The 21580-nt window shown below is 25.4% G+C and carries 20 protein-coding genes; 11 read left to right on the top strand and 9 right to left on the bottom strand.

Annotation, left to right across the window (positions count from 1 at the left end):
- The first annotated feature begins 2 nt into the window (after positions 1-2).
- Both tsaE and lptB read left to right on the top strand, forming a co-directional pair.
- Complete coding sequence (gene tsaE, locus AMYT_RS07050; RefSeq protein ID WP_114841848.1) at positions 3-416, top strand: tRNA (adenosine(37)-N6)-threonylcarbamoyltransferase complex ATPase subunit type 1 TsaE; 414 nt, start codon at positions 3-5, stop codon at positions 414-416.
- Positions 409-1131: an LPS export ABC transporter ATP-binding protein gene (gene lptB, locus AMYT_RS07055; protein WP_114841849.1), complete on the top strand. Its 723-nt coding sequence runs from the start codon at positions 409-411 to the stop codon at positions 1129-1131. Before tsaE ends, lptB begins: the two co-directional genes overlap by 8 nt.
- On the opposite strand, the gene AMYT_RS07060 is transcribed toward lptB, so the two are convergent.
- The 4 genes from AMYT_RS07060 to AMYT_RS07075 form a co-directional block, all read right to left on the bottom strand.
- A complete protein-coding gene (locus AMYT_RS07060; RefSeq protein ID WP_114841850.1) occupies positions 1128-2453 on the bottom strand; it encodes a GGDEF domain-containing response regulator in 1326 nt (441 codons plus the stop codon). The two genes, lptB and AMYT_RS07060, sit on opposite strands and share 4 nt — an antisense overlap.
- On the bottom strand, positions 2446-4434 hold the full coding sequence (locus AMYT_RS07065; protein ID WP_114841851.1) for an EAL domain-containing protein: 1989 nt from the start codon (positions 4432-4434) through the stop codon (positions 2446-2448). The genes AMYT_RS07060 and AMYT_RS07065 overlap by 8 nt, the downstream gene beginning before the upstream one ends.
- Positions 4435-4524: 90 nt before the next feature.
- Positions 4525-5244, bottom strand: a complete 720-nt coding sequence (kdsB, locus tag AMYT_RS07070) for a 3-deoxy-manno-octulosonate cytidylyltransferase (protein WP_114841852.1) — start codon at positions 5242-5244, stop codon at positions 4525-4527.
- A gap of 11 nt (positions 5245-5255) precedes the next feature.
- A complete protein-coding gene (locus AMYT_RS07075; RefSeq protein ID WP_114841853.1) occupies positions 5256-6728 on the bottom strand; it encodes a PAS domain-containing sensor histidine kinase in 1473 nt (490 codons plus the stop codon).
- Positions 6729-6793: 65 nt separating this feature from the next.
- Here AMYT_RS07075 and polA point away from each other — a divergent pair, with 65 nt between their 5' ends.
- From polA to AMYT_RS07100, 5 genes are all read left to right on the top strand, one after another.
- A complete protein-coding gene (polA, locus tag AMYT_RS07080; protein ID WP_114841854.1) occupies positions 6794-9475 on the top strand; it encodes a DNA polymerase I in 2682 nt (893 codons plus the stop codon).
- Positions 9476-9580: 105 nt separating this feature from the next.
- Positions 9581-10279, top strand: a complete 699-nt coding sequence (locus AMYT_RS07085; RefSeq protein WP_114841855.1) for a response regulator transcription factor — start codon at positions 9581-9583, stop codon at positions 10277-10279.
- A gap of 15 nt (positions 10280-10294) precedes the next feature.
- Positions 10295-10486: a hypothetical protein gene (locus AMYT_RS07090; RefSeq protein WP_114841856.1), complete on the top strand. Its 192-nt coding sequence runs from the start codon at positions 10295-10297 to the stop codon at positions 10484-10486.
- Positions 10487-10524: 38 nt separating this feature from the next.
- Positions 10525-10749 (top strand): hypothetical protein, encoded by a 225-nt coding sequence (locus AMYT_RS07095; protein WP_422142588.1) that lies wholly within the window; start codon positions 10525-10527, stop codon positions 10747-10749.
- The gene (locus AMYT_RS07100) at positions 10727-12013 is read left to right on the top strand and encodes a PAS domain-containing protein (protein ID WP_114841858.1); all 1287 of its coding nucleotides are present in this window, start codon (positions 10727-10729) and stop codon (positions 12011-12013) included. Before AMYT_RS07095 ends, AMYT_RS07100 begins: the two co-directional genes overlap by 23 nt.
- Here AMYT_RS07100 and lgt read toward each other — a convergent pair.
- From lgt to argF, 4 genes are all read right to left on the bottom strand, one after another.
- Entirely contained in the window at positions 12003-12821 is an 819-nt protein-coding gene (lgt, locus tag AMYT_RS07105; RefSeq protein WP_114841859.1) for a prolipoprotein diacylglyceryl transferase, read from the bottom strand. The genes AMYT_RS07100 and lgt overlap by 11 nt on opposite strands.
- A 2-nt stretch (positions 12822-12823) precedes the next feature.
- On the bottom strand, positions 12824-14122 hold the full coding sequence (locus tag AMYT_RS07110) for a (Fe-S)-binding protein (RefSeq protein WP_114841860.1): 1299 nt from the start codon (positions 14120-14122) through the stop codon (positions 12824-12826).
- Between the two features lie 123 nt (positions 14123-14245).
- Complete coding sequence (gene hemN, locus AMYT_RS07115; protein WP_114841861.1) at positions 14246-15613, bottom strand: oxygen-independent coproporphyrinogen III oxidase; 1368 nt, start codon at positions 15611-15613, stop codon at positions 14246-14248.
- Complete coding sequence (gene argF / locus AMYT_RS07120; RefSeq protein WP_114841862.1) at positions 15613-16542, bottom strand: ornithine carbamoyltransferase; 930 nt, start codon at positions 16540-16542, stop codon at positions 15613-15615. Before argF ends, hemN begins: the two co-directional genes overlap by 1 nt.
- A 216-nt stretch (positions 16543-16758) precedes the next feature.
- Here argF and AMYT_RS07125 point away from each other — a divergent pair, with 216 nt between their 5' ends.
- Genes AMYT_RS07125 through AMYT_RS07135 form a run of 3 tightly spaced genes read left to right on the top strand, consistent with a single transcriptional unit; the run spans position 16759 to position 19665 of the window.
- Entirely contained in the window at positions 16759-18882 is a 2124-nt protein-coding gene (locus AMYT_RS07125) for a ribonucleoside triphosphate reductase (RefSeq protein WP_114841863.1), read from the top strand.
- Positions 18852-19013, top strand: coding sequence for an anaerobic ribonucleoside-triphosphate reductase (gene nrdD / locus AMYT_RS15140; protein WP_114841864.1), 162 nt, complete (start codon positions 18852-18854; stop codon positions 19011-19013). Before AMYT_RS07125 ends, nrdD begins: the two co-directional genes overlap by 31 nt.
- Complete coding sequence (locus tag AMYT_RS07135) at positions 19006-19665, top strand: anaerobic ribonucleoside-triphosphate reductase activating protein (RefSeq protein WP_228197921.1); 660 nt, start codon at positions 19006-19008, stop codon at positions 19663-19665. The genes nrdD and AMYT_RS07135 overlap by 8 nt, the downstream gene beginning before the upstream one ends.
- Here the strand turns inward: AMYT_RS07135 and AMYT_RS07140 are convergent.
- Positions 19642-20328, bottom strand: coding sequence for a response regulator transcription factor (locus AMYT_RS07140; RefSeq protein ID WP_191287690.1), 687 nt, complete (start codon positions 20326-20328; stop codon positions 19642-19644). The two genes, AMYT_RS07135 and AMYT_RS07140, sit on opposite strands and share 24 nt — an antisense overlap.
- Positions 20329-20542: 214 nt before the next feature.
- On the opposite strand from AMYT_RS07140, the gene gshB reads away from it, so the two are divergent.
- Positions 20543-21574, top strand: a complete 1032-nt coding sequence (gshB, locus tag AMYT_RS07145; protein WP_114841866.1) for a glutathione synthase — start codon at positions 20543-20545, stop codon at positions 21572-21574.
- The last annotated feature ends 6 nt before the right edge of the window (positions 21575-21580 follow it).

Raw genomic sequence — 21580 nt, forward strand, 5'->3', positions numbered from 1 at the left:
TTGTGCAAGAGACTTTACTATTAGATTTAGAAAATATTAATAAAGTAGTTAATAAACTAAAAGCAGTTATTAAAAAAGATTGTGTAGTTTTATTAAAAGGTGATTTAGCAAGTGGTAAGACTACTTTAGTTAAAAATTTTGTTAAAAGTTATGGAAGTGATGATTTAGTAACTTCACCAACTTTTTCTATTCAAACACTTTATTCAAATAATATATATCATTATGATGTTTATAATAAAGGTTTAGAAGAGTTTATCTCTTTAGGTTTATTAGAAGAGTTTGAAAAAGAGGGAATACATTTTGTAGAGTGGGGTGATAAAAGATTAGAAGATTTACTTCTTTCATATGGTTTTAACGTAATTAGTGTTGAAATTGAAAAATTAGATAATAAGAGGCAATATAAAATTTATGCATAAATTAGAAATAAAAAATATTACAAAAAAGATTAAAAAAACACAGATTTTACATGGTATTTCTTTAGAGATAAAAAGTGGGGAAATTGTTGGATTATTAGGTCCAAATGGAGCAGGAAAAACTACTACTTTTTATACAGTTTGTGGATTAGTTAAACCTACAAGTGGAGATGTATTCTTTGATGGAGAAAATATTACAAATCTACCACTTCATCAAAGAGCTTTAAAAGGAATAGGCTACCTTCCTCAAGAATCTTCAATTTTCAAAGATTTAAGTGTTGAAGATAATCTATTTTTAGCAGCAGAAATTGTTACAAATGATAAAGAAGAGAGATATAAAAGAGTAGAAGAACTTTTAGAAGTATTTAATATAGAACCAATAAGAAAAAGAAAAGGTATCTCTTTATCTGGTGGAGAAAGAAGAAGAACTGAAATTGCAAGAGCATTAGTATCAAAACCAAAGTTTTTACTTTTAGATGAACCTTTTGCTGGAGTTGATCCAATTGCAGTTAAAGATATTCAAGAAATTATTCATCAATTAACACTAAGAGGAATAGGGGTTTTAATAACTGATCATAATGTAAGAGAAACACTACAAATTTGCCATAGGGCATATGTTATGAAAAGTGGAACATTATTAGCTTCTGGAAATAGTGAAGATATAAAAAATGATGGAAGTGTAAGGGAACACTACTTAGGAGAAGATTTTAACTTCTAAGCAGTGTGAGAAACAACTTTGTTTCTTCCTTCACTTTTTGCTTTATATAAAGCTATATCAGCTTTTTTTACAAACTGTTCTTCATTGTCACCTTCATATAAAGTTGTAACTCCAAAACTAGCTGTAATATTTTTTGGAAGAGTATCATCTCTAAACTCTTCAATAGCAACTCTTATTTTTTCGGCAACTTTTAAAGCTCCTTTTAAATCTGTTTCAGGAAGTAAGATTAAAAACTCTTCTCCTCCCCATCTAACAATAGTATCATGTTCTCTAACATTTTTAGTTACTATTTCAGCAATAAACTTTAAAACTTCATCTCCTAGATTATGTCCAAATTCATCATTAAAGTTTTTAAAGTGGTCTATATCAAAAAGAATTAAAGATAAATCATTATCATATCTTTTATCTCTTCTTATTTCTTTACCAAAAATATCATGGAATTTTTGTCTATTATAAAGTCCTGTTAATAGATCATGACTTGCTTGATATTCTAAAAGATTTGATTTTTCTTTTAGTTCTGTAATATCAGTTAGTGAAATAACAAAATATTCACCTTTATGCTCATATTGGTCAATATTTACTGTAAAAACTCTATCAATTCCATTATTGTTTTTAATTTTTACAACCCTATCTACTTCACTTAAATTTTGTAAATATTCAATCCAATTTTTATCACTTTTTTTTAAAGTCTCTAAACTAAAAAAGCCTTTTTCATTTTTAAATAGAGTTGATACACATTGATTTTCATTTAAAAAAGTATTTAAAGATGAGATTTTAAAAAACTCTAAAAATTTTTTATTTACATTTGTAATAGTTTTTGTATTACTTACAAATACAATATTATCTTGAGCATCTAAAATTGATTTGATTTTTTGAATACCTTCTTCAACTTTTTCTTCCAATGAAAGATTAACAGCTTCAAGTTGTTTTCTTAAGAAAATTGGCTCAACAGCTTTAATCATACTCTCTATTAATTGATATAAATCTATTGGTTTCATAGCATAAGCACTAACACCTACATCTATAGCTTTTTTTAAAAAATTTGGGTCATTATGGGCACTTGTAATCACGATAGGTATTTCAGGATTTATAGTTTTTATTTCAGCACACATTTCAAGTCCACCCATTTTAGGCATATTTATATCTGTAACAATTAAATCAATATCAGGATTTTCTTGAAATTTTTCTAAACCAACTTTACCGTTTTCTGCAACTATAATCTCTTTTACAATTGCTTTGATTGTTTTACCTGTAAACTCTCTTACATCATTTTCATCTTCAACGTATAAAACTTTTATATTTTTTAAAATTTCTTTATTCATTTTTGCCCTTAATACTTGTGTTATTAATCTCAGGTGTCTCTTTAGGTTCAGAGAAGTAGTAACCTTGAGAATAATCAGCTCCAAGTTTCTTTACAGTATTAAAAATCTCTTCATTTTCAACATATTCTGCAATAGTTTTTAATCCTAAACTTTTTGCAAATTCAATAATTGTTTTAGTAATTTTTAAAGAGTTTTTGTCTGTAACAATATTTTTTATTAATGAAGCATCAATTTTTAAAAAATCAACATTCATTTTTAAAATATGTTCAAAATTTGAGTATCCAGAACCAAAGTCATCAAGTGCAACTTTACATCCTAAATTTTTAATTTCATCAATAAACTTTATAAGTATATCGTAATTTTTTATACTTTCATCTTCAAGTATTTCAAAAACTACTTTATTTTTAACATTATATTTTTTCATTTTTTCTTTAATAAAATCAAGAAAGGTGAAATCTTCTATATCTTCATATGATATATTTATAGAAAATTCATAATCTAAAGTATCAAATTTTTTAAAAGCTTTATCAATTACAATTCTAGTTATTTTAGTATATTGATTTGATTTTTTTGAAATATCTAAAAAGAAAAAAGGTGAAATAACCTTATCTTCATCTATCATTCTAACTAAACATTCATATTTATCTACTTGTAAAGTTACATTATTTATTAAAGGTTGATAATATACAATTATTTTATCTTCAAGAAGAGCATTTTTAAGTTTTTTAGTCCACTTCATATTATTTTCATACTCTTGTAAATTATCCAATTTATCATAAAATACTAAGTAGTCTTTATTATCTTTTTTAGCTGCTTGTAAGGCTAAATCAGCAGTTATTAGCTTATTATTTTTAGTAGAAAAAGAAATACCTACTGTTACTCTTGTATCAATTTCATGTTGTTCTAAAATTATAGATTGTTTATAAATAGCAGAAACAATATTTTTAATAATTGCTAAAAAGTCATTTTTACCGATATTTTCCCCTGTAATACAATATGTATCAGAAGGAAATTTATATAGTTTTAAAGTAGCAAGCTTTTTAATTTCTTTTTCAATAATATTCGTTATTTCTATAAGAACTAAGTCTCCAACTTTATTTCCAAAGAAATCATTTATCTCTTTAAAAGAGTTTATATCAATAATTGCTAAAGAGTTTATATTTATTTCATTATGTTGAAGTTCATCAATAAGTTTAGCTCTATTGGGTTTTTTTGTAAGATTATCAGTATAAAGAAGTTTAATTAATTCATTTTTATATTCTACTTCATGGGTTATATCATCTAAAAAAATAAGATAATTTGCATCTTGTTTTAAATAATTGGCTTGAATTTTATAAATTCTTTCTTTATTTTTATAATCTTTAATTAACACTTTTAAATTATTATTAGTTTCTAAAGATTCTAGCCAATTGTTTTTTTTATCACTAAATAAGAAACCTTCTCTTTTTTCAAAAATGCCAGATACACAAGGATGGCTTTTATTTATTTCTTCTAAGCTTTCAAAGCCTAATATTTTTAAAAAATTTTTATTTGCAAATAAAAAACTATTTCCATCTGTTAAAAAAATAGGAGTTGCAATATTATTTAAAATAATTGAAGAGAACTCTTTTTGTTTTAAAATCTCTTTTTCTTTTTCTCTAATTTTTACATAATGTTCAATTTTAAATAATAGTTTATTTTGAAAGATTGGTTTATAAATAAAATCAAAAACTTCAATACTATAGGCAATATCTAAAGTATTAGTATTATCAATTATAAAAATTACATCAATATTTTCATTTCTACATTTTTTAGCAAGAGAAATTGAATTTTGTGTATTTATATTTATTATTAAGAGATTTAAAGATAGAAGTTTTGAAATAATTTCTTCTTCGTTTGTTGTAAAGGATAGATTTACATTCTTTAAAGTTTTTTGCATTGATTTGATTAGTTTTTTATCATTTATAATCTCATCATCTGCTATAAGAACATCAAAATGCATTAGGTACCTTCATATAAATTAATTATTATTTTACAAAAATAACCTTTAAAGATACTTTATTTGCATTTTTTTAATTAGAATTTATAATAGTTAAACTGTAAAAATCTTTAGTGCATTTACTAAGTCCTCTTGCGTATCAATACCAAAAGATTTAGATTCTACCTTAACCATAGCAATTTTATGTGCATTATCTATTGCTCTTAGTTGTTCTAATTTTTCAATTGTTTCTAATTTTGAAGGCTCTAAGCTACAAAAAGTATTTAATGATTTTTTTGTAAATCCATAAATTCCCAAATGTCCATTATATTCTGAGTTTTCATAATGATCTCTATGATATGGAACTTTAGCTCTTGAGAAATAAATTGCATTTGAATTATTATCCAAAACTACTTTTACATGATTTGGGTCATCTGCTAAATCTGAACTTATTTTTTTATAGCAGCTAACTATCATTATATCTTCATTTTTTACTTCTTTTACCTTATTAATTACTGCTTGTACAACTTCTGGTTCTATAAAAGGTTCATCAGCTTGTACATTTACAATAACCTCATCTTCATTTAAACATAATTTATTAACTGCTTCATTAATTCTATCTGTTCCACTTTGATGTTCCTTTGAAGTTAAAACTGCATCAAAACCATATTTAGAAGCTAAATCTACTACTTCTTGTGAATCAGTTGCAATTACTACTTTATCTAAAGAACTAACTTGCTTTGCAGTTCTTATTACCATTGGTAATCCTAAAATATCCACTAAAATCTTATTTTCAAATCTACTAGAATTTAATCTTGCAGGTATTATTATCATCATATTTCCTTTTAATTTATAGGTAAAGCTATTTTAAATGTTGCTCCACTATTATGATTTTTTACACTAATTTCACCTTTTAAGTGCATTTCAACAATGATTTTACACGTATATAAACCAAGTCCTACTCCATGCTTAGACTCTTTTGTTGAAAAATATGGCTCAAAGATTTTATCAATTATCTCTTCTTTTATTCCCCCAGCATTATCACTAATTTCAAAATATATAGTTTTATCAACATAATAGCATTTTAATTTAATTACACCATTTTTTATTTTATTTTTTAAAATAGCCTCTTTTGCATTTATTAGAATATTTACTAAAATAGTAGTAAGTTCATTTTTATATGTTCTAAACTCAGGTATCTGCATAATATCTTTAATAAAATCAATCTCTTGTGTTTGAGGATCTTTTTTAAAAATCTCAATTGCTTTTAAAACAATATCTTTTGCAATAACTTTAATTTTTTCACTTTTTAATTGTACAAAGCTTTGAAACTCTTCTATTGTATTTGAAAGCTTTTGTGCATCATTTTTAATATCTTCTAAGGTTTGAATGATTTTTTGTGAATCATTTGCCAAGCCTAAAGAGAAATCTAACTCTAATTTTTGTGCTCTAATAGAGATGATATTTAAAGGTTGTCTCCATTCATGAGATAACATTTGTAAAGTCTCTGTCATAATTGCAAGTTTTGATTGTTGAAGTAAAATACTATCTTTTTGTACAACTTCTTTTTGTAAACTTTTTGTTTCAACATCTAAATTAATTTCATTTGTAATATCAAACATTAGTGAAGTATACCCTGTAATATCCCCGTATTTATTAAATGTTGGTTTTACTTTAATATCAACCCAAAAAGGCGAATTGTTTTTTCTTTTACCTTCAATTCTTCCTTTCCACTCTTTTTTATTTTTAATAGACTCAAAAATTGAATTAAAAATTTTTTCATCTTCTTCTTTTGCTTTTATAATAGAATGGGGCTTATTTATTAGTTCATTTTGCTCATAGCCACTTAAAAGACAAAAAGCTAAACTTGCTTTTGTAATAAGTCCTTGCATATTAACATGAGTTGAAGCCACATAGTTATTTAAAATTTCATCATCAGAAATCTCTTTTGTAATATCTTTTGCATTTATTACAAAAAACTTTTTATTTAACATTGTTGATAGGGTGATTTTTAAATATACCTTTTGTTTATCTTTTCTAATACAAACAATATTCATATCTGAATCATATTTGTTTTCTAAATTTTTTTTCATTAATTCAACAAAAGGTTTTAAATAATCATCTTGTATTACAGAAATAAAACTTTTATTTATTAGTTCCTCTTTTGAAAAACCTAAAATAGGAATAAAAGCATTATTAAAATAGATAAATTTACCTTTTAAATCAATAATTCCTATCCCATCCCAAGAATTATTGATTATTTCTTTTAGTTCATTATTACTTCTTTTTAATTTAGTAATATCGTACTCTTCTGACATATAAAACCTTATTTTTAGTATTGATATTATATTATAAAAACATTAAAAATTTATAAGTAGGTAATATGAGAAAAACAATAACAATTATTGATACATTTGGATTTTTATTTCGAAGTTATTATGCTTTACCACCTTTAAAATCAAAAGATGGATTTCCAACTGGTTTATTAACTGGTTTTATGAATTTTATTGCAAATATAGGAAAAGATTTTCAAACAGATTATTTAGTATTTGCTTTAGATTCAAAAGGAGATACTTTTAGAAATGAATTATTTGACCAATATAAAGCTAATAGGCAAGAAGTTCCTGAAGATTTATTAAGACAATTACCAATTGCAATTGAGTGGGTAGAAAAAATGGGTTTTAAAACTGCTTCCAAAGTTGGTTTTGAAGCTGATGATATTATTGCTTCAATTGCTTTTGATGCTAAACAAAAAGATTTAGAAGTTAGAATAGTATCCCATGATAAAGACTTATATCAATTAATTGATGATGATACAATATATCTTTTTGATCCAATAAAAAAAAGTATTATAAATGAAGATAAATGTATAGAAAAATTTGGAGTAACTCCTAAACAATTTACTGATTATCAAGCATTAATTGGAGATAGCGCAGATAATATTCCTGGAGTAAAAGGAATAGGGGCTAAAACAGCTGAGGCTTTAATTAAGGAGTTTGGAACTTTAGATAATATTTATAATAATTTAGAAAATATAGAAAAAGCTAGATGGAAAACTCTTTTAGAAACAGGTAAAGAAATGGCTTTTATTTCTAAACAGCTTGTTACTTTAAAAGTGGATTGTCATGCAATTGAAGAGATTGAACACTTTGAATTACCAAAAGAGAATCCTATTTTAAAAATAGCTGATACTTTAATAGAGTTTGATTTAAATAGAATTATTGATAGGGTAAATAAAGAGGGTTTAAATTATAAAACACAAATTCCAAAAAAAGTTGAAAGTTTTCAATTTGAAACGATTTTACTAAATGAAAAAAATAGACTATTTGAAGTAATTAGTTCTATTAAAGAAGATAGTTTTGTAGCTTTTGATACAGAAACAACTGATATTGATGCAAATAATGCAAAAATTGTTGGTTTTTCATTTGCTTATGATGATAAAAAGGCCTATTATGTTCCAATCTCTCATTTTTATTTAGGAGTTTTGGAGCAAATCTCACTTGAAGATGCAAAGGAAGCTTTAAAACTTTTAAATAACTTTAAATTAATTGCTCAAAATTTTAAATATGATTATCAAATTATTAAAAATAATTTTGATTTAGAGATGAATATTTATGCAGATACAATGCTAATGTCTTGGCTTATAGACCCAAGTTCTAAAATAGGATTAGATTTTGTTGCACAAAAATATTTTAACCATACGATGATTGCTTTTAAAGATATAGTAAAAAAAGGTGAAAATTTTTCTAGTGTAGAGATTGAAAAGGCTGCTTTATATGCCAGCGAAGATGCTATTATTACTTATAAATTATATTTTAAATTATTAGAGTTATTTAAAGAAGAGAAATTAGAACATCTTTTAGAGTTGGGAAAATCTTTAGAGTTTGAATTTACTAAAGTTTTAGCAAATATGGAAGCTAATGGTGTAAAAATTGATATAAAGATTTTAGAAGAACTAAAAGTTAAAAATGCTTCTTATATTCAATCTTTAACAAAAGAGATTTATACACAAGCACAATGTGAATTTAATATTAACTCTCCAAAACAATTAGGGGAAATTTTATTTGATAAACTTTCTTTAAAAGCTTCTAAAAAGACAAAAAGTGGTTATAGCACAAATGAAATGGTACTTCAAAGTTTATATGAAGAGCATAATATTGTTCCTTTATTATTAAATTATAGAGAAGCTTATAAGCTTCAATCAACTTATATAGAACCTCTTTTACAATTGGCTTTACAAACAAATGATAATAGAATTTATACTTCTTTTTTACAAACAGGAACAGCAACAGGAAGATTAAGTAGTAAAAATCCAAACTTACAAAATATTCCTGTAAAAAGTGAAGCAGGTGCACAAATTAGAAGTGCTTTTATTCCAAAAGAGGGGTATTCTTTAGTGGGAATAGATTATTCTCAAATTGAGTTAAGATTACTTGCACATTTTAGCAATGATGAAGCTTTAGTTGAAGCTTTTAATAATAATCTTGATATTCATAGACAAACAGCTGTTAAAATTTTTGGTGAAGAGCAAGCAGATAGTAAAAGAGCTATTGCCAAATCAATTAACTTTGGATTATTATATGGTATGGGAAGTAGAAAACTAGCTGATACATTAAAAATAGATCCTAAAGAAGCAAAAGGTTATATTCAAGCTTATTTTGAAGCTTTTAAAAGTGTAAAAGATTATTTAAAATCAATTGAGGATTTTATTTTACAAAATTGTTATGTGGAAACTTTATTAAAAAGAAGAAGAGTATTTGATTTTGATAGTGCAAATGGTATGCAAAAAGCAGCGTTTTTAAGAGAAGGTGTAAATACAAAATTTCAAGGAAGTGCAGCTGATTTAATTAAACTATCAATGTTAAAAATCTGGGAGAAATATAAAAACAATAATGATATTAAAATGTTATTACAAATCCATGATGAACTTATTTTTGAAGTAAAAAATGAAAGAATTGATGAAATTACAAATGATTTAGTAAATATTATGGAAAATATAGTTAAATTAAATATACCATTAAAAGTGTCAAAAAATGTCGGTAAAAGTTGGCAAGAATTGAAATAAATTGAAAAAAATGTACATTTTTTTTATTTATAAATAATTTTTCTTTGACAAATGTAATATTTTTTGCTATTATTTTAATAAAAATTAATATCGAAAGAGTGAAAGATGTTAAAAACTGAAAAAAATATAAGAAAATTATATAACGCAAAATTACTAGTAATTAGTAATGATGACAATGTTAAAAATACAATTGAAAATGAGTTTGATGACTATTTTAAAGAGTTAAAATTAGTAAAAGGTTCTAAAGAGGCAGTTGAGCTTGCTAGTTCTAATAGTTTTGATATAGTTATTATTGATACGGATGTTAAAGAGTATTCTTTTAGTGAACTTTGTAGTGAAATTACAAGTAGAGCTCCAACTTTACCTAAAATTATTATCTCTGATGATGAAGACAGTGAAAATATTATTATAGCTGTTAATAATAGTGCATATACATTTATGTCTAAGCCTTTAAGAGTTAAAGATATAAAATTAGCAATTATTATGTGTTTAAATCAAACAAAAAGAGGAGATAAAGTAGAGTTTCAAAATGGAATCTATTTTGATGAATATAGAGATCAATTCTTTAAACCAGGTGGAGTGCTAATAGACTTTACAAGATTAGAAAAATCATTTTTAAAACTTCTTATTCAAAAAAGAGGTGAAATTATTGATTATGATACAATTAAAGATGTGGTATGGAAAGGCAAAAATATGTCTATTTATACTATGAGAAATATTGTAAATAAAATTAGGCAAAAAACTTATTATGAAATTATTAGAAATCACTCTAATAAAGGTTACATCATTGAGGAAAGTAAATAATTTTTGAGAGAATAAATGGAAGAAAAAATACTTTCTAAAGAAGAGCTTATTAAGCTTTTTAAAGATGAGGAAATTGTCGATTCCGGAAAGGGATGGATGATGGGAAACAAAGAGGTCGAAATCATAGCATTGCATGATGTCGACCCAAAATTCCTTCAAGATGTAGCAAATGCTAAATTTTATAAATTAATCATTAAAGGAAAATAGTAATGTCTCACTGCCCATTTTGTAAAAAAAAGATTGCTATGAGTAAAGCTTTTTGTTCAAGAAGTTGCAAAGAAAATTACTTTCAATTAATTGCAATTCAAGTACCTAAACCTTTCTTAAAGAGAATTTTTGTTTTTTGTACAAATGAACAAAGAGAAAAAGAAATAGAAGAATTTGCAAATAGGCATGGCTGGAGATTAGATCTACTTAAAAATAAAATCAACGAATTAGCAATTGAATATGGGTACAGAACAGATTATTGATGATCTTTTAGATCTTAATATCTTAAAAGAGAGTACTCTTTTTTATATTGAAAGTGATAAAAATATCATAAATGAATCTTTAAACTTTTTTCAAAAATATTTCAAAAATGTTATTATTTCAAATGATGAAAATAATATTTTTGAATTATTTTCAGCTAATCAAAAAAAAATAGATATTATTTTATTTGATTTAGATTTTGAAAAATCAGTTATTTGTGTCTCTAAAATTAGAGAACTTACTACTTTACCTCTTATTTTAACAACAAAACAACTTGATTTTAAAACTTTAGAAAAAGTAATACATTATAGAATTGCAGATTATATAATCAAACCTATTAAGTATAATACTACTATTAAGATTTTAAATAATATTTTAGTAGAAAGATATAATATAAAACTAATTAAACAGCAAAAAAAAGAGTTAGAAATATATAAAGATATTCTTGATAAAGAGAATTTAATAAGTGAAACAGATTTAAAAGGAAATATAATATATGCAAATGATATTTTTTGTGAAGTTTCAGGTTATACTAAAGAGGAGCTAATTGGGCAACCTCATAATATAGTAAGACATCCAGATAACTCTTCTAAAATTTTTGAAAATATTTGGGAGACTATTCAAAGTGGAAATGTATGGAAAGGTAAAATAAAAAATAAAGCAAAAGATGGAAGTTCTTATTATATTAAATCTACAATTTTTCCTATTTTTGATGAAGAAGGAAATATAAAAAAATATGTTGCAAGTAGATTCTTAATAACTCAAGATGAAGAAGAAAAGCAGACTTTAAAAAGATATATTTTACAGCAAAAATCTCAAAAAGTTAGAACAGAGCAGGAGATTGAACAAAAGTACCAAGATTTATTAAAAGAGGCCTTAGAGAGCAAAGATAAAAAGATTAGTTCATTTGTGTCTGAATTACAAAAAGAGATAAAAATTTTAAGAGGGCGAATAAATGATGATAAAGGAAGAATTTTAAATTTAGAACATAAATTAAAAGATTCTGAAAATAATGCAGAAAAAGCCCATGATGATTTCTTAGAAAAAATATCAAAACTTAGAACAACAACTAGAATTAGTTATGAAAAATATGAAAAATTCAAAAAACTAAATGATAATTTAAAAGAGAAACTATTAAAAGCCCAAGAATCTATTAAAGTATATCAAGAGTACATTGATGAATATAGACATAAAATAGATGATTTAAATGATGTAATAAAATCTTATGAAGATGATAAGAAAAAAGCTGAAGCTGCTAAGAAATAGCAGCTTTCCTTTTTGTTATTATATATAAAACTATACATAATATAGCAAAAAATGAAGATTGTAGCATTCCCATTGTTAGCCAATTGCTATAAATAAATCCTAATTGAATATCAGGTTGTCTAAAAATTTCAGCAATTATTCTTGCAATTGAGTATAAAATACCATATAGAAGTGCCAATTGTCCCACAAATGTTTTATGCTTCCTAATTGCAACTAAAATTACAAAAATTAAAATACCTTCTAACACTGCTTCATATAATTGAGAAGGGTGTCTTAATGTATTTCCAACGTAAATTCCCCAAGGAACATCTGTTGCTCTTCCTATTAGTTCTTGATTAAAGAAATTTCCAATTCTTCCAAATACATAACCAGCAGATACCCCAATAACAGCAATATCAGCTAAAAAGTAAAAAGATACTTTGTTCTTTTTACAAAATAAGTATGAAGCAATAATAAATCCAATTACAGCTCCATGGTAGCTCATCCCCGAAATTCCTGCATAAACACCATCAATAAAAGGATTGAAAATTTGCCAAGGATGAGTTAAATAATACATTGTATGTGTATCATAAAAAAGAATATAACCTAATCTTGCACCTAAAATAACACCAATTTCTGCCCACCAAATATAAGAATCAAAAACTTCTTCTTTAATAGGGATTTTATCATATTTAATAAACCATTTTGCAACTATTATTGCACTTAATAAGGCTAAAGCATACATTATTCCATACCAATGAACAGCTATATCTCCTAAATTAAATGCTACTGGATCAAAAGTTGAATATATATTTTGCCAAGTTTCCATAATTAATCTTCTAAAGCTTCTGCTATTAACTCAATAGGATTTTTAAATTCTACATCTACATCTGCTTGATGTAATGAGTTTGTAATTTGCATTCTACATGCACTACATTCTGCACTTACAATTTGTGCTTTTGTCTCTTTTATCATAGCTGCCTTTGGAAGTCCAGCTGCTTTTGCAAACTCATATTTTTCTGTTTGCATAGTAACTCCACCAAATCCACAACATCTATTTGAATCACTCATCTCTTTTAATACATAGTTTTTTGATAAAAGATTTCTAGGTTCTTTCCATACTCCTTGCATTTTTTTAGCATGGCAAGGATCATGGTATGTAATAAGAGTATCTATTTTTTTATTTGACTTTTCTAAAAGTTGTAATAAATCTGTATTATTTTCTAACCATTTTGTAGCCATAAATACTTTTTTAGCAATTTTACTTGCTCTTTCTTTCCATTGGGGTTGATCATGTAAATAATGTTCCCAATCTTGACTTATCATTGCACTACAAGTCGCTTCTGGAATAATAATAGCATCAACTTCCTCAATCCAAGTTTCAAAGTATTCAATATTTTGTTTTACTAAATAATCAACTGTATCAAAAGCTCCTGTAAAATATGCAGGTGCTCCACAACATAACTGTTTTTTAGGAATAAAAATATCAAGTTCAAGTTTCTTTAGAATTTTTACTAAAGAATCACCTGTATTTGTATAAGTATAGTTACTCATACAACCAATAAAAATTGCTACTTTATTCTTTTTATTTTCTTCTTGTTTTTTATGTTTTGCATAGATATTTTCAGGATATTTTCTTAAAAAGCTTTTTGAATCAGCAAATGGTAAAGCTCTATCTTTTTTTACTATTGGTAGGGAAAACCTAGGCATTGCTGTTTGTTTTTGCTTATCAAGTTTTAAAGCACATGTTTGAAACATCCATCCAAGTTTTGAAAGAAAATCCATAGTTTTTCTATGTCTTAATAAAAAGAAAAATAGTTTTTTATACCAAGCAAGACCATATTTTTTTGCAATATCACTTCTTACTTGTTCTATTATCATATCTGTTGGTAAATCATTTGGACAGGCTTCAACGCAGTTTGTACATAAAAAACATGATTCAAATATATCTTTTGCATTTTTATCAAGTTCTAATTCATTTCTTTTATATGCTCCAAGTAAATCAATAAATCCCCTTGGACTTGTTGTTTCATCTTGATTTATATTAAAAATAGTACATACAGGTTTACATTTACCACATTTTACGCAATCATCACTTATTTTTGTATAGTCAAATTTATTATTATTCACTTTTTATAAACCTTTAATTATTAAAAAATTTTTATTTTTATAAAGGTAGGTAATATACTAAAAATATAGTTAATTTTTGATGAATTGTGACAGTAAATTAAGTATTAAAAAAGAGTTCAAAGACTAGATAGTCTTTGAAAATCTTCTTTTGTTTTCTGGGATTTTTTTAAGATAAGCATCAAAAGGCATACAAATATTTCTAATAAGCATTGTTCCTGTTTGAGATACTTGAATTTTTTCATTTGTTATAGAAACTAGTTGTGCTTCTATAAACTCTTCAAGCTGTGGTAAATCTTCTTTAAAATATTCATTAAATTCTATATTAAATTTTTCTTCTACTCTTTTAATATTTAATGAGAAATTACTCATAAGTTCCATAATAACAAATTGTCTAATTTCATCATCTTTACTTAATTTATAACCTTTAAAAGTAGGTAGTTTACCTTCATCAAGTGCTGCTTCATACTCTTTTAAATCTTTAAAATTTTGTGCATAATAATCAACACCATTTCCAATAGAAGTAAGACCAATTCCAATTAAATCAGCACCACCTTTAGTAGTATATCCTTGGAAATTTCTATGTAATTCACCTTTTTGTATAGCTTTAAATAGTTCATCTTCAGGTTTTGCAAAATGATCCATTCCTACCATTTTATAGCCGTTATTAGTAAAAAAATCAATTGTATCTTTTAAAATTACAAGTTTTTCACTAGCAGGTGCAAAAGTTGATTCATCAAATTTTCTCATTGTTTTCATAAGCCAAGGAACATGAGCATAATTAAATACTGCTAATCTATCAGGATTTAGTTTAATTACTTGTTCTATTGTATTATGAAAAGTTTGTGCAGTTTGATGAGGAAGTCCATAAATTAAATCAATATTAATAGATTTTATCCCTGCATTTCTTGCAATATTCATTACATTTAAAGTTGTTTCATATGGTTGAACTCTATGGATTGTTTTTTGAACTTGTGAGTCAATATCTTGAACTCCAAAGCTTAACCTATTAAAACCACCTTCTTTTAAAACATCCATATGTTCTTGAGTAAAATATCTAGGATCTACTTCACATGAAATTTCCGCATCACTACTAAAGTTAGGAAAAGTGCTTTTTAAAGCATTTATTACTTCTTTTAATTGCTCTGCTGAGAAATATGTTGGTGTTCCACCACCAAAGTGCATTTGAGTTACTACTCTTGAAGTATTTAAATATTTCTTTAAGATTTCTAACTCTTTTTTTAAATATTGTATATATCTTACTTTTTTATCTTCTTTTGATGTAAAAATTACATTACATCCACAAAAATAACATGCACTTCTACAAAAAGGAAGATGAATATATAAAGATAGATTTCTTTTATCATCTTGATTTTTATAAAAACTAATTAAATCTTCTTGGGTAAATTTATCTGTAAACTCAGGTGCTGTTGGATAAGAAGTATATCTAGGACCTGGTTTAGAATATTTTTCAAACTTTTTAAAATCTATCATTAGTTACTATCTCTTTTTCTATCTAACCAAACCATTACACCTTTTTGTGCATGTAGTCTATTTTCAGCCTCTTCAAAAATTAGACTTTGAGAACTTTCCATAACTTCATCACTTACTTCATATCCTCTATATGCAGGTAAACAGTGTAAGAAAATAGCTTTATTATGGGCTAATTTCATCATATCTGAATCAACCATATACCCTTTAAAATCTTTTATTCTTTTCTCTTTTTCATCTTCTTGACCCATAGAAACCCAAGTATCAGTTGTAACTACTGTTGCTCCTGTTATAGCTTCTTTTGGATTATTTGAAATAGTAATCTTTGCACCAGAAACTTTAGCCATAGTTAAAGCATTTTCTAAAATTTGTGCATCAACTTCATATCCCTTTGGTGTTGCAATTCTTAATTCAAAACCTAATTTAGCTGCCATATTTAGCCAAGAATGTGCCATATTATTCCCATCACCCACATAAGCAACAACTAAGTCTTCTTCTAAGTTTGCTTCTTGTATAGTCATATAATCAGCCATTAATTGAACAGGGTGATACTCATTTGTTAATCCATTAATAACAGGAACTTTTGAATATTTAGCAAATTCTTCTAATTTGCTTTGTTCAAAAGTTCTAATCATAACCATATCAACCATTCTTGAAATAACTCTACTTGTATCACTCATAGGCTCACCTCGTCCTAATTGAATATCATTTGCTGATAAAAATAGTCCTATTCCACCTAATTGATAAATTCCTGTTTCAAAACTTACTCTTGTTCTTGTACTACTTTTTTCAAAAATCATTCCAAGTGTTTTTCTTGGCATATAATCTTTAAAAACTCTATTTTTAGTCTCTTTTTTTATTTGTTTTGCAAGATCTAGTATCTCTAAAATCTCTTCTTTTGTATAATCTGATAATGTTAAAAAATGTCTCATAATATTTACCTTTTATTGTAAAGCGTACATTATATATAAGTTGTGTTTATTTATTTCTTAATTAAGTTTATACATTAAATTTTTTTTTATTTTATTATTAAATAAAGTGTGATAAATAGGCTGGAAAGCCCGTAAAATAACACTTTTGTGACTTTTGTTGTTATTGTTATTTAAGAGATACTGTCTTAGAATTCGTCATATTTAAAAGGAAGTAAGATGTTAAAAGAAGTACTAAAAAGAGATGGAACCACAAAAGAATTTCAACGTTTTAAAATAGAAGATGCAATAAAAAAAGCATTTAAAAGTGTGCATATCAAATATGATAATAAAGTTTTTTTTAATGTATTAGAAGTATTAGACCAAAAAAGGGTTATTGCTGTTGAGGATATACAAGATTTAATTGAAAATGAATTATATAAAGCAAGATACTTTGAGGTAATGAAATCATTTATGCTATATAGACATATGCATAAAATGCAAAGAGAACATATTTTAGGCTTAGATAAAGATACTACTTATATTAATTGTACACAAACTATTGAAGAGTATACAAGTAAAACTGACTGGAGAATTAATGCAAACTCAAATACTGGGTATTCTCATGCAGGTTTAATTAATAATAGTGCAGGAAAAGTAATTGCAAATTATTGGTTAGATAAAATCTATTCAAAAGAGGAAGGCTATGCCCATAGAAATGCAGATTATCATATTCATGATTTAGATTGCTTAAGTGGATATTGTGCTGGGTGGAGCTTAAGAGTCTTATTAGATGAAGGATTTAATGGTGTAAGAGGAAGAGTAGAAAGTGATGCACCAAATCATTTTAGAGAAGCTTTAGGTCAAATGGCTAATTTTTTAGGTATCTTACAAAGTGAATGGGCTGGTGCACAGGCTTTTTCTTCATTTGATACATATTTAGCACCTTATGTTTTTAAAGATAAACTTTCATTTAGTGAAGTAAAAAAGAATATTAGAAGTTTTATTTATAATTTAAATGTTCCTGCAAGATGGGGACAAAGTCCTTTTACAAATATAACTATTGACTGGACTGTGCCAGCTGATTTAAAAGATCAAATTCCAACAAGAAGACAAGAACATCTATTAAAAGACTTTTCTGATGAAGAGTTATTTGAAGAAATAAAGAAAAAAGGTTATTTTTCTTTTGAAGAATTAACATATAAAGATTTCCAAAAACAAATGAATATGATAAATAAAGCTTATTATGAAGTTATGACAGAAGGGGATAAAACAGGACAGCCTTTTACTTTTCCTATCCCTACTGTTAATATTACTGAAGATTTTGATTGGTATGGAGAAAATACTGATATATTATTTGAAAATACTGCAAAAATTGGTTCTTCATATTTTCAAAATTTTATTGGAAGTCAATATATCAAAGATGAAAATGGAAAATTAATTCCAAATGATAAAGCTTATAAACCAGGACATGTAAGAAGTATGTGTTGTAGGCTTCAACTTGATTTAAGAGAGCTTTTAAAAAGAGGAGGGGGACTTTTTGGAAGTGCAGAGATGACTGGAAGTATAGGTGTAGTTACAATTAATATGGCAAGACTTGGATATTTATATAAAAAAGATAAGCACTCTTTATATGAAAGACTTGATGAATTAATGGAACTTGCAAAATCAACTTTAGAGAAGAAAAGAGATTTTATTCAAAATTTATATGAAAGAGGGCTTTTTCCTTATACAAAAAGATATTTGCCTCATTTTAATAACCATTTTTCAACAATTGGGGTAAATGGTATAAATGAAATGATTAGAAACTTTTTTGATTTAACAGAAGATATTTCTACAAAAAATGGAATAAAATTTGCTTTAGAGATACTTGATTATATGAGAAAAAGAATGATTCATTTTCAAGAAATTACAGGAAATTTATATAATCTTGAAGCAACACCAGCAGAGGGTACAACATATAGATTTGCAAAAGAAGATAAGAAAAGATATAAAGATATTGTCCAAGCAGGATTTAATAAAAATATCTATTATACAAACTCTTCTCAATTACCTGTTGATTATACAGAAGATGTATTTGAAGCTTTAGATTTACAAGATGAATTACAATGTAGATATACAGGTGGTACAGTACTTCATTTATATATGAAAGAGAAATTAAGTTCAATAGAAGCTTGTAGAAAATTGGTTAAAAATGTAATAACAAATTACAAATTGCCTTATATTACAATAACACCAGTATTCTCAATTTGTCCAAATCATGGATATTTAAGTGGAGAGTTTGAATTTTGTCCAAAATGTGATGAAGAAATCTTAAAAAAGGAGTTAGAAGAATGGAAAGTTACGCAATCCCAAAACATTTAGAAAAGAAAAGAACAAAGTGTGTGGTTTACACAAGAGTAATGGGTTATCATAGACCAGTAGAGAGTTTTAATATAGGAAAAAAAGGTGAGCATAAACAAAGAGTTAAATTTATCGAAAAAGATTGTGTATGATATAACAAAATTTACAACACTAGATTATAAAGAAAATTTAGCTTGTATTGTTTGGTTTGTCTCATGCAATATGAGATGCCAATATTGCTATAATTGTAATATTATAGAAGCAAAAGAGGGCAATTACTTATTAAGTGATTTGTTCTCTTTTTTAGAAAAAAGAGTTGGGTTGTTAGATGCTGTTGTATTAAGTGGTGGAGAGGCAACTGTACATAATTTAATACCAATTTGTAAAAAAATTAAAGCAATGGGCTTTAAAATAAAGCTTGATACTAATGGAGTTAATTTTGATTTAATTAAACAGTTAGTTAAAGAGAATTATTTAGACTATATTGCTTTAGATTTTAAAGCAACAAAAAGTAAATTTAAAACTATTACAAACTCTAATTGTTTTGAAGATTTTTTAAAAACATTAAAATACCTTTTAAAAATTAATTTTGAGTTTGAAGTAAGAACAACTTTACATGGGGATTTACTACAAGAAGAAGATATAAATGAAATAATTGATATTTTGTTTAACTTAGGATATAAAAAAGATTTTTATATCCAAAATTTTTTAAATGTAGAGACTTATGCAAATTTAAATGAAGCTAAAAATACTTTTAATAAAAATAAATTATCAAATAAATTAAATATTATCTGGCGAAATTAAATACCCTTGTCCAGAAATATTTTTTATTAAAATTTTTGAAGTTTTATTTCTAAATCTTTTAATAAAAGTTCTTAGTCTTTCATCTGTAACTTCTTCATTTTCCCATAAGGTAGTTTTAATCTTTTCAACATCAACTACATTTGGATAATTATCAATTAATAAACGCAAAAACTCTTTTTCTCTTTTTGTTAGATTTATAATTTTTTCTTCACTAAATAAATTATTTTTATTTTTATCAAAAATTAAATTTTTAGATAAATTAAAAACTCTTTTTTTATCTAATTTATCACTTAATTCTTTTAAATATTCAAGTAATTCCTCAGGATCAAAAGGTTTAATAAAGTATTTAGTAATTCCTATGTCAATAGCTTTTAAAAGTTTCTCTTTTTCAGAAAAAGCACTTAAAACAATTACAGGTATTTCTTCATTTTCTTCTCTAATTTGTTTTGTCATAGATAAACCATCTAATTTAGGCATCATAATATCAGTTATTATAATATCAGGCTTAATCTTTTTAAATTTTTCTAATCCTTCCTTACCATCTTTTGCAATAGTAAAACTATAAAAATATTCACCAATAGCACTTTTTAATAGTTTTGCAATATTTGTTTCATCTTCCACAAGTAAGATTTTAAACTCTTTTAGTAACTCTTCATTTTGCATGGTGCTCTCCAAAATTAATAAATATTTAAAAAAGTATTATAGAATTTTTTTTTAAAAGATAGATAAAAATAAAATTTATTTTTTAAAGAAAGATAAAAAATCTTTTTCTACAAAAGAATTTAAGGCTATTTTGATTGATTAAGTTTTATTTTATACAATAGTTTCAAAAAATACAATATAATTATATTTCAATATTTTATTTAAGAGGAAAATTATGCATATAGGTTTTATTATTGAACATTGGAATAATATTGAACCCATTAAAAGTTCAACATTAGCCATTATTAAAGAGTGCATTACAAGAAAACACAAAGTTTCAATATTATATACAAATAATTTAACAGTAAGAAATAATATAGTACATGGATTTATTTTAACTATAAAAGATATGGATAAAATACCAGAAAATATTACATCATTTTATAAAAAAGTGGAATTTGAAAAAAAACTTATTGCTTTACATGCTTTTGATTGTATTATGTTAAGAAAAGATCCACCTATAAATCCTTTAGTATTAAATTTCTTAGATGCCATAAAAGATGAAACAGTAATAATTAATGATGTTGATGGAATTAGAAAAGCAAATAATAAACTATATACAACGACATTTCATGACCCTAATAATGACTTTTTACCTGTTACACATGTTTCTGGAAGTAAAAAATATATTAATAAAATAATTGATGAATCTCCAAATGAAAAAATGATTTTAAAACCTCTTGATGGTTCTGGAGGAAGAGGGGTTATTGTTTTAGAAAAAAATGCTAAATCAAATATTAACTCTTTATTAGATTTTTATATTGATGATTCAGGTGATAAATATGTAATCTTACAAGAATATGTAAATGGTGCAGAAGATGGTGATGTTAGAGTTTTAATGTTAAATGGTAAATATATAGGAGCTTATCATAGAAAGCCAGCAGCAGGAGAAATTAGAGCAAATATTCAAGCTGGTGGAACAGCACATAAATATACTTTAACAGAGAGTCAAAAAAGAGTTTGTAGAAAAATAGGTACAAAATTATTAGCTGATGGATTATTTTTTGTTGGACTTGATATGATAGGAGATAAAATCCTTGAAGTTAATGTTTTAAATCCAGGTGGAATTACAAATATAAATAGATTAAATAAGTTAAAATTGCATCAAAATGTGGTAGATTTTCTTGAAGAAAAAGTAGATGAGAAAGTTGAAAGAAGAGCAGAATTAGAATACTTATTAAAAAGATTAAATGAATTAAGGGAATAAGTGTGC

This window comes from Malaciobacter mytili LMG 24559, from assembly GCF_003346775.1.
GTDB classification, from domain to species: Bacteria; Campylobacterota; Campylobacteria; order Campylobacterales; family Arcobacteraceae; genus Malaciobacter; species Malaciobacter mytili.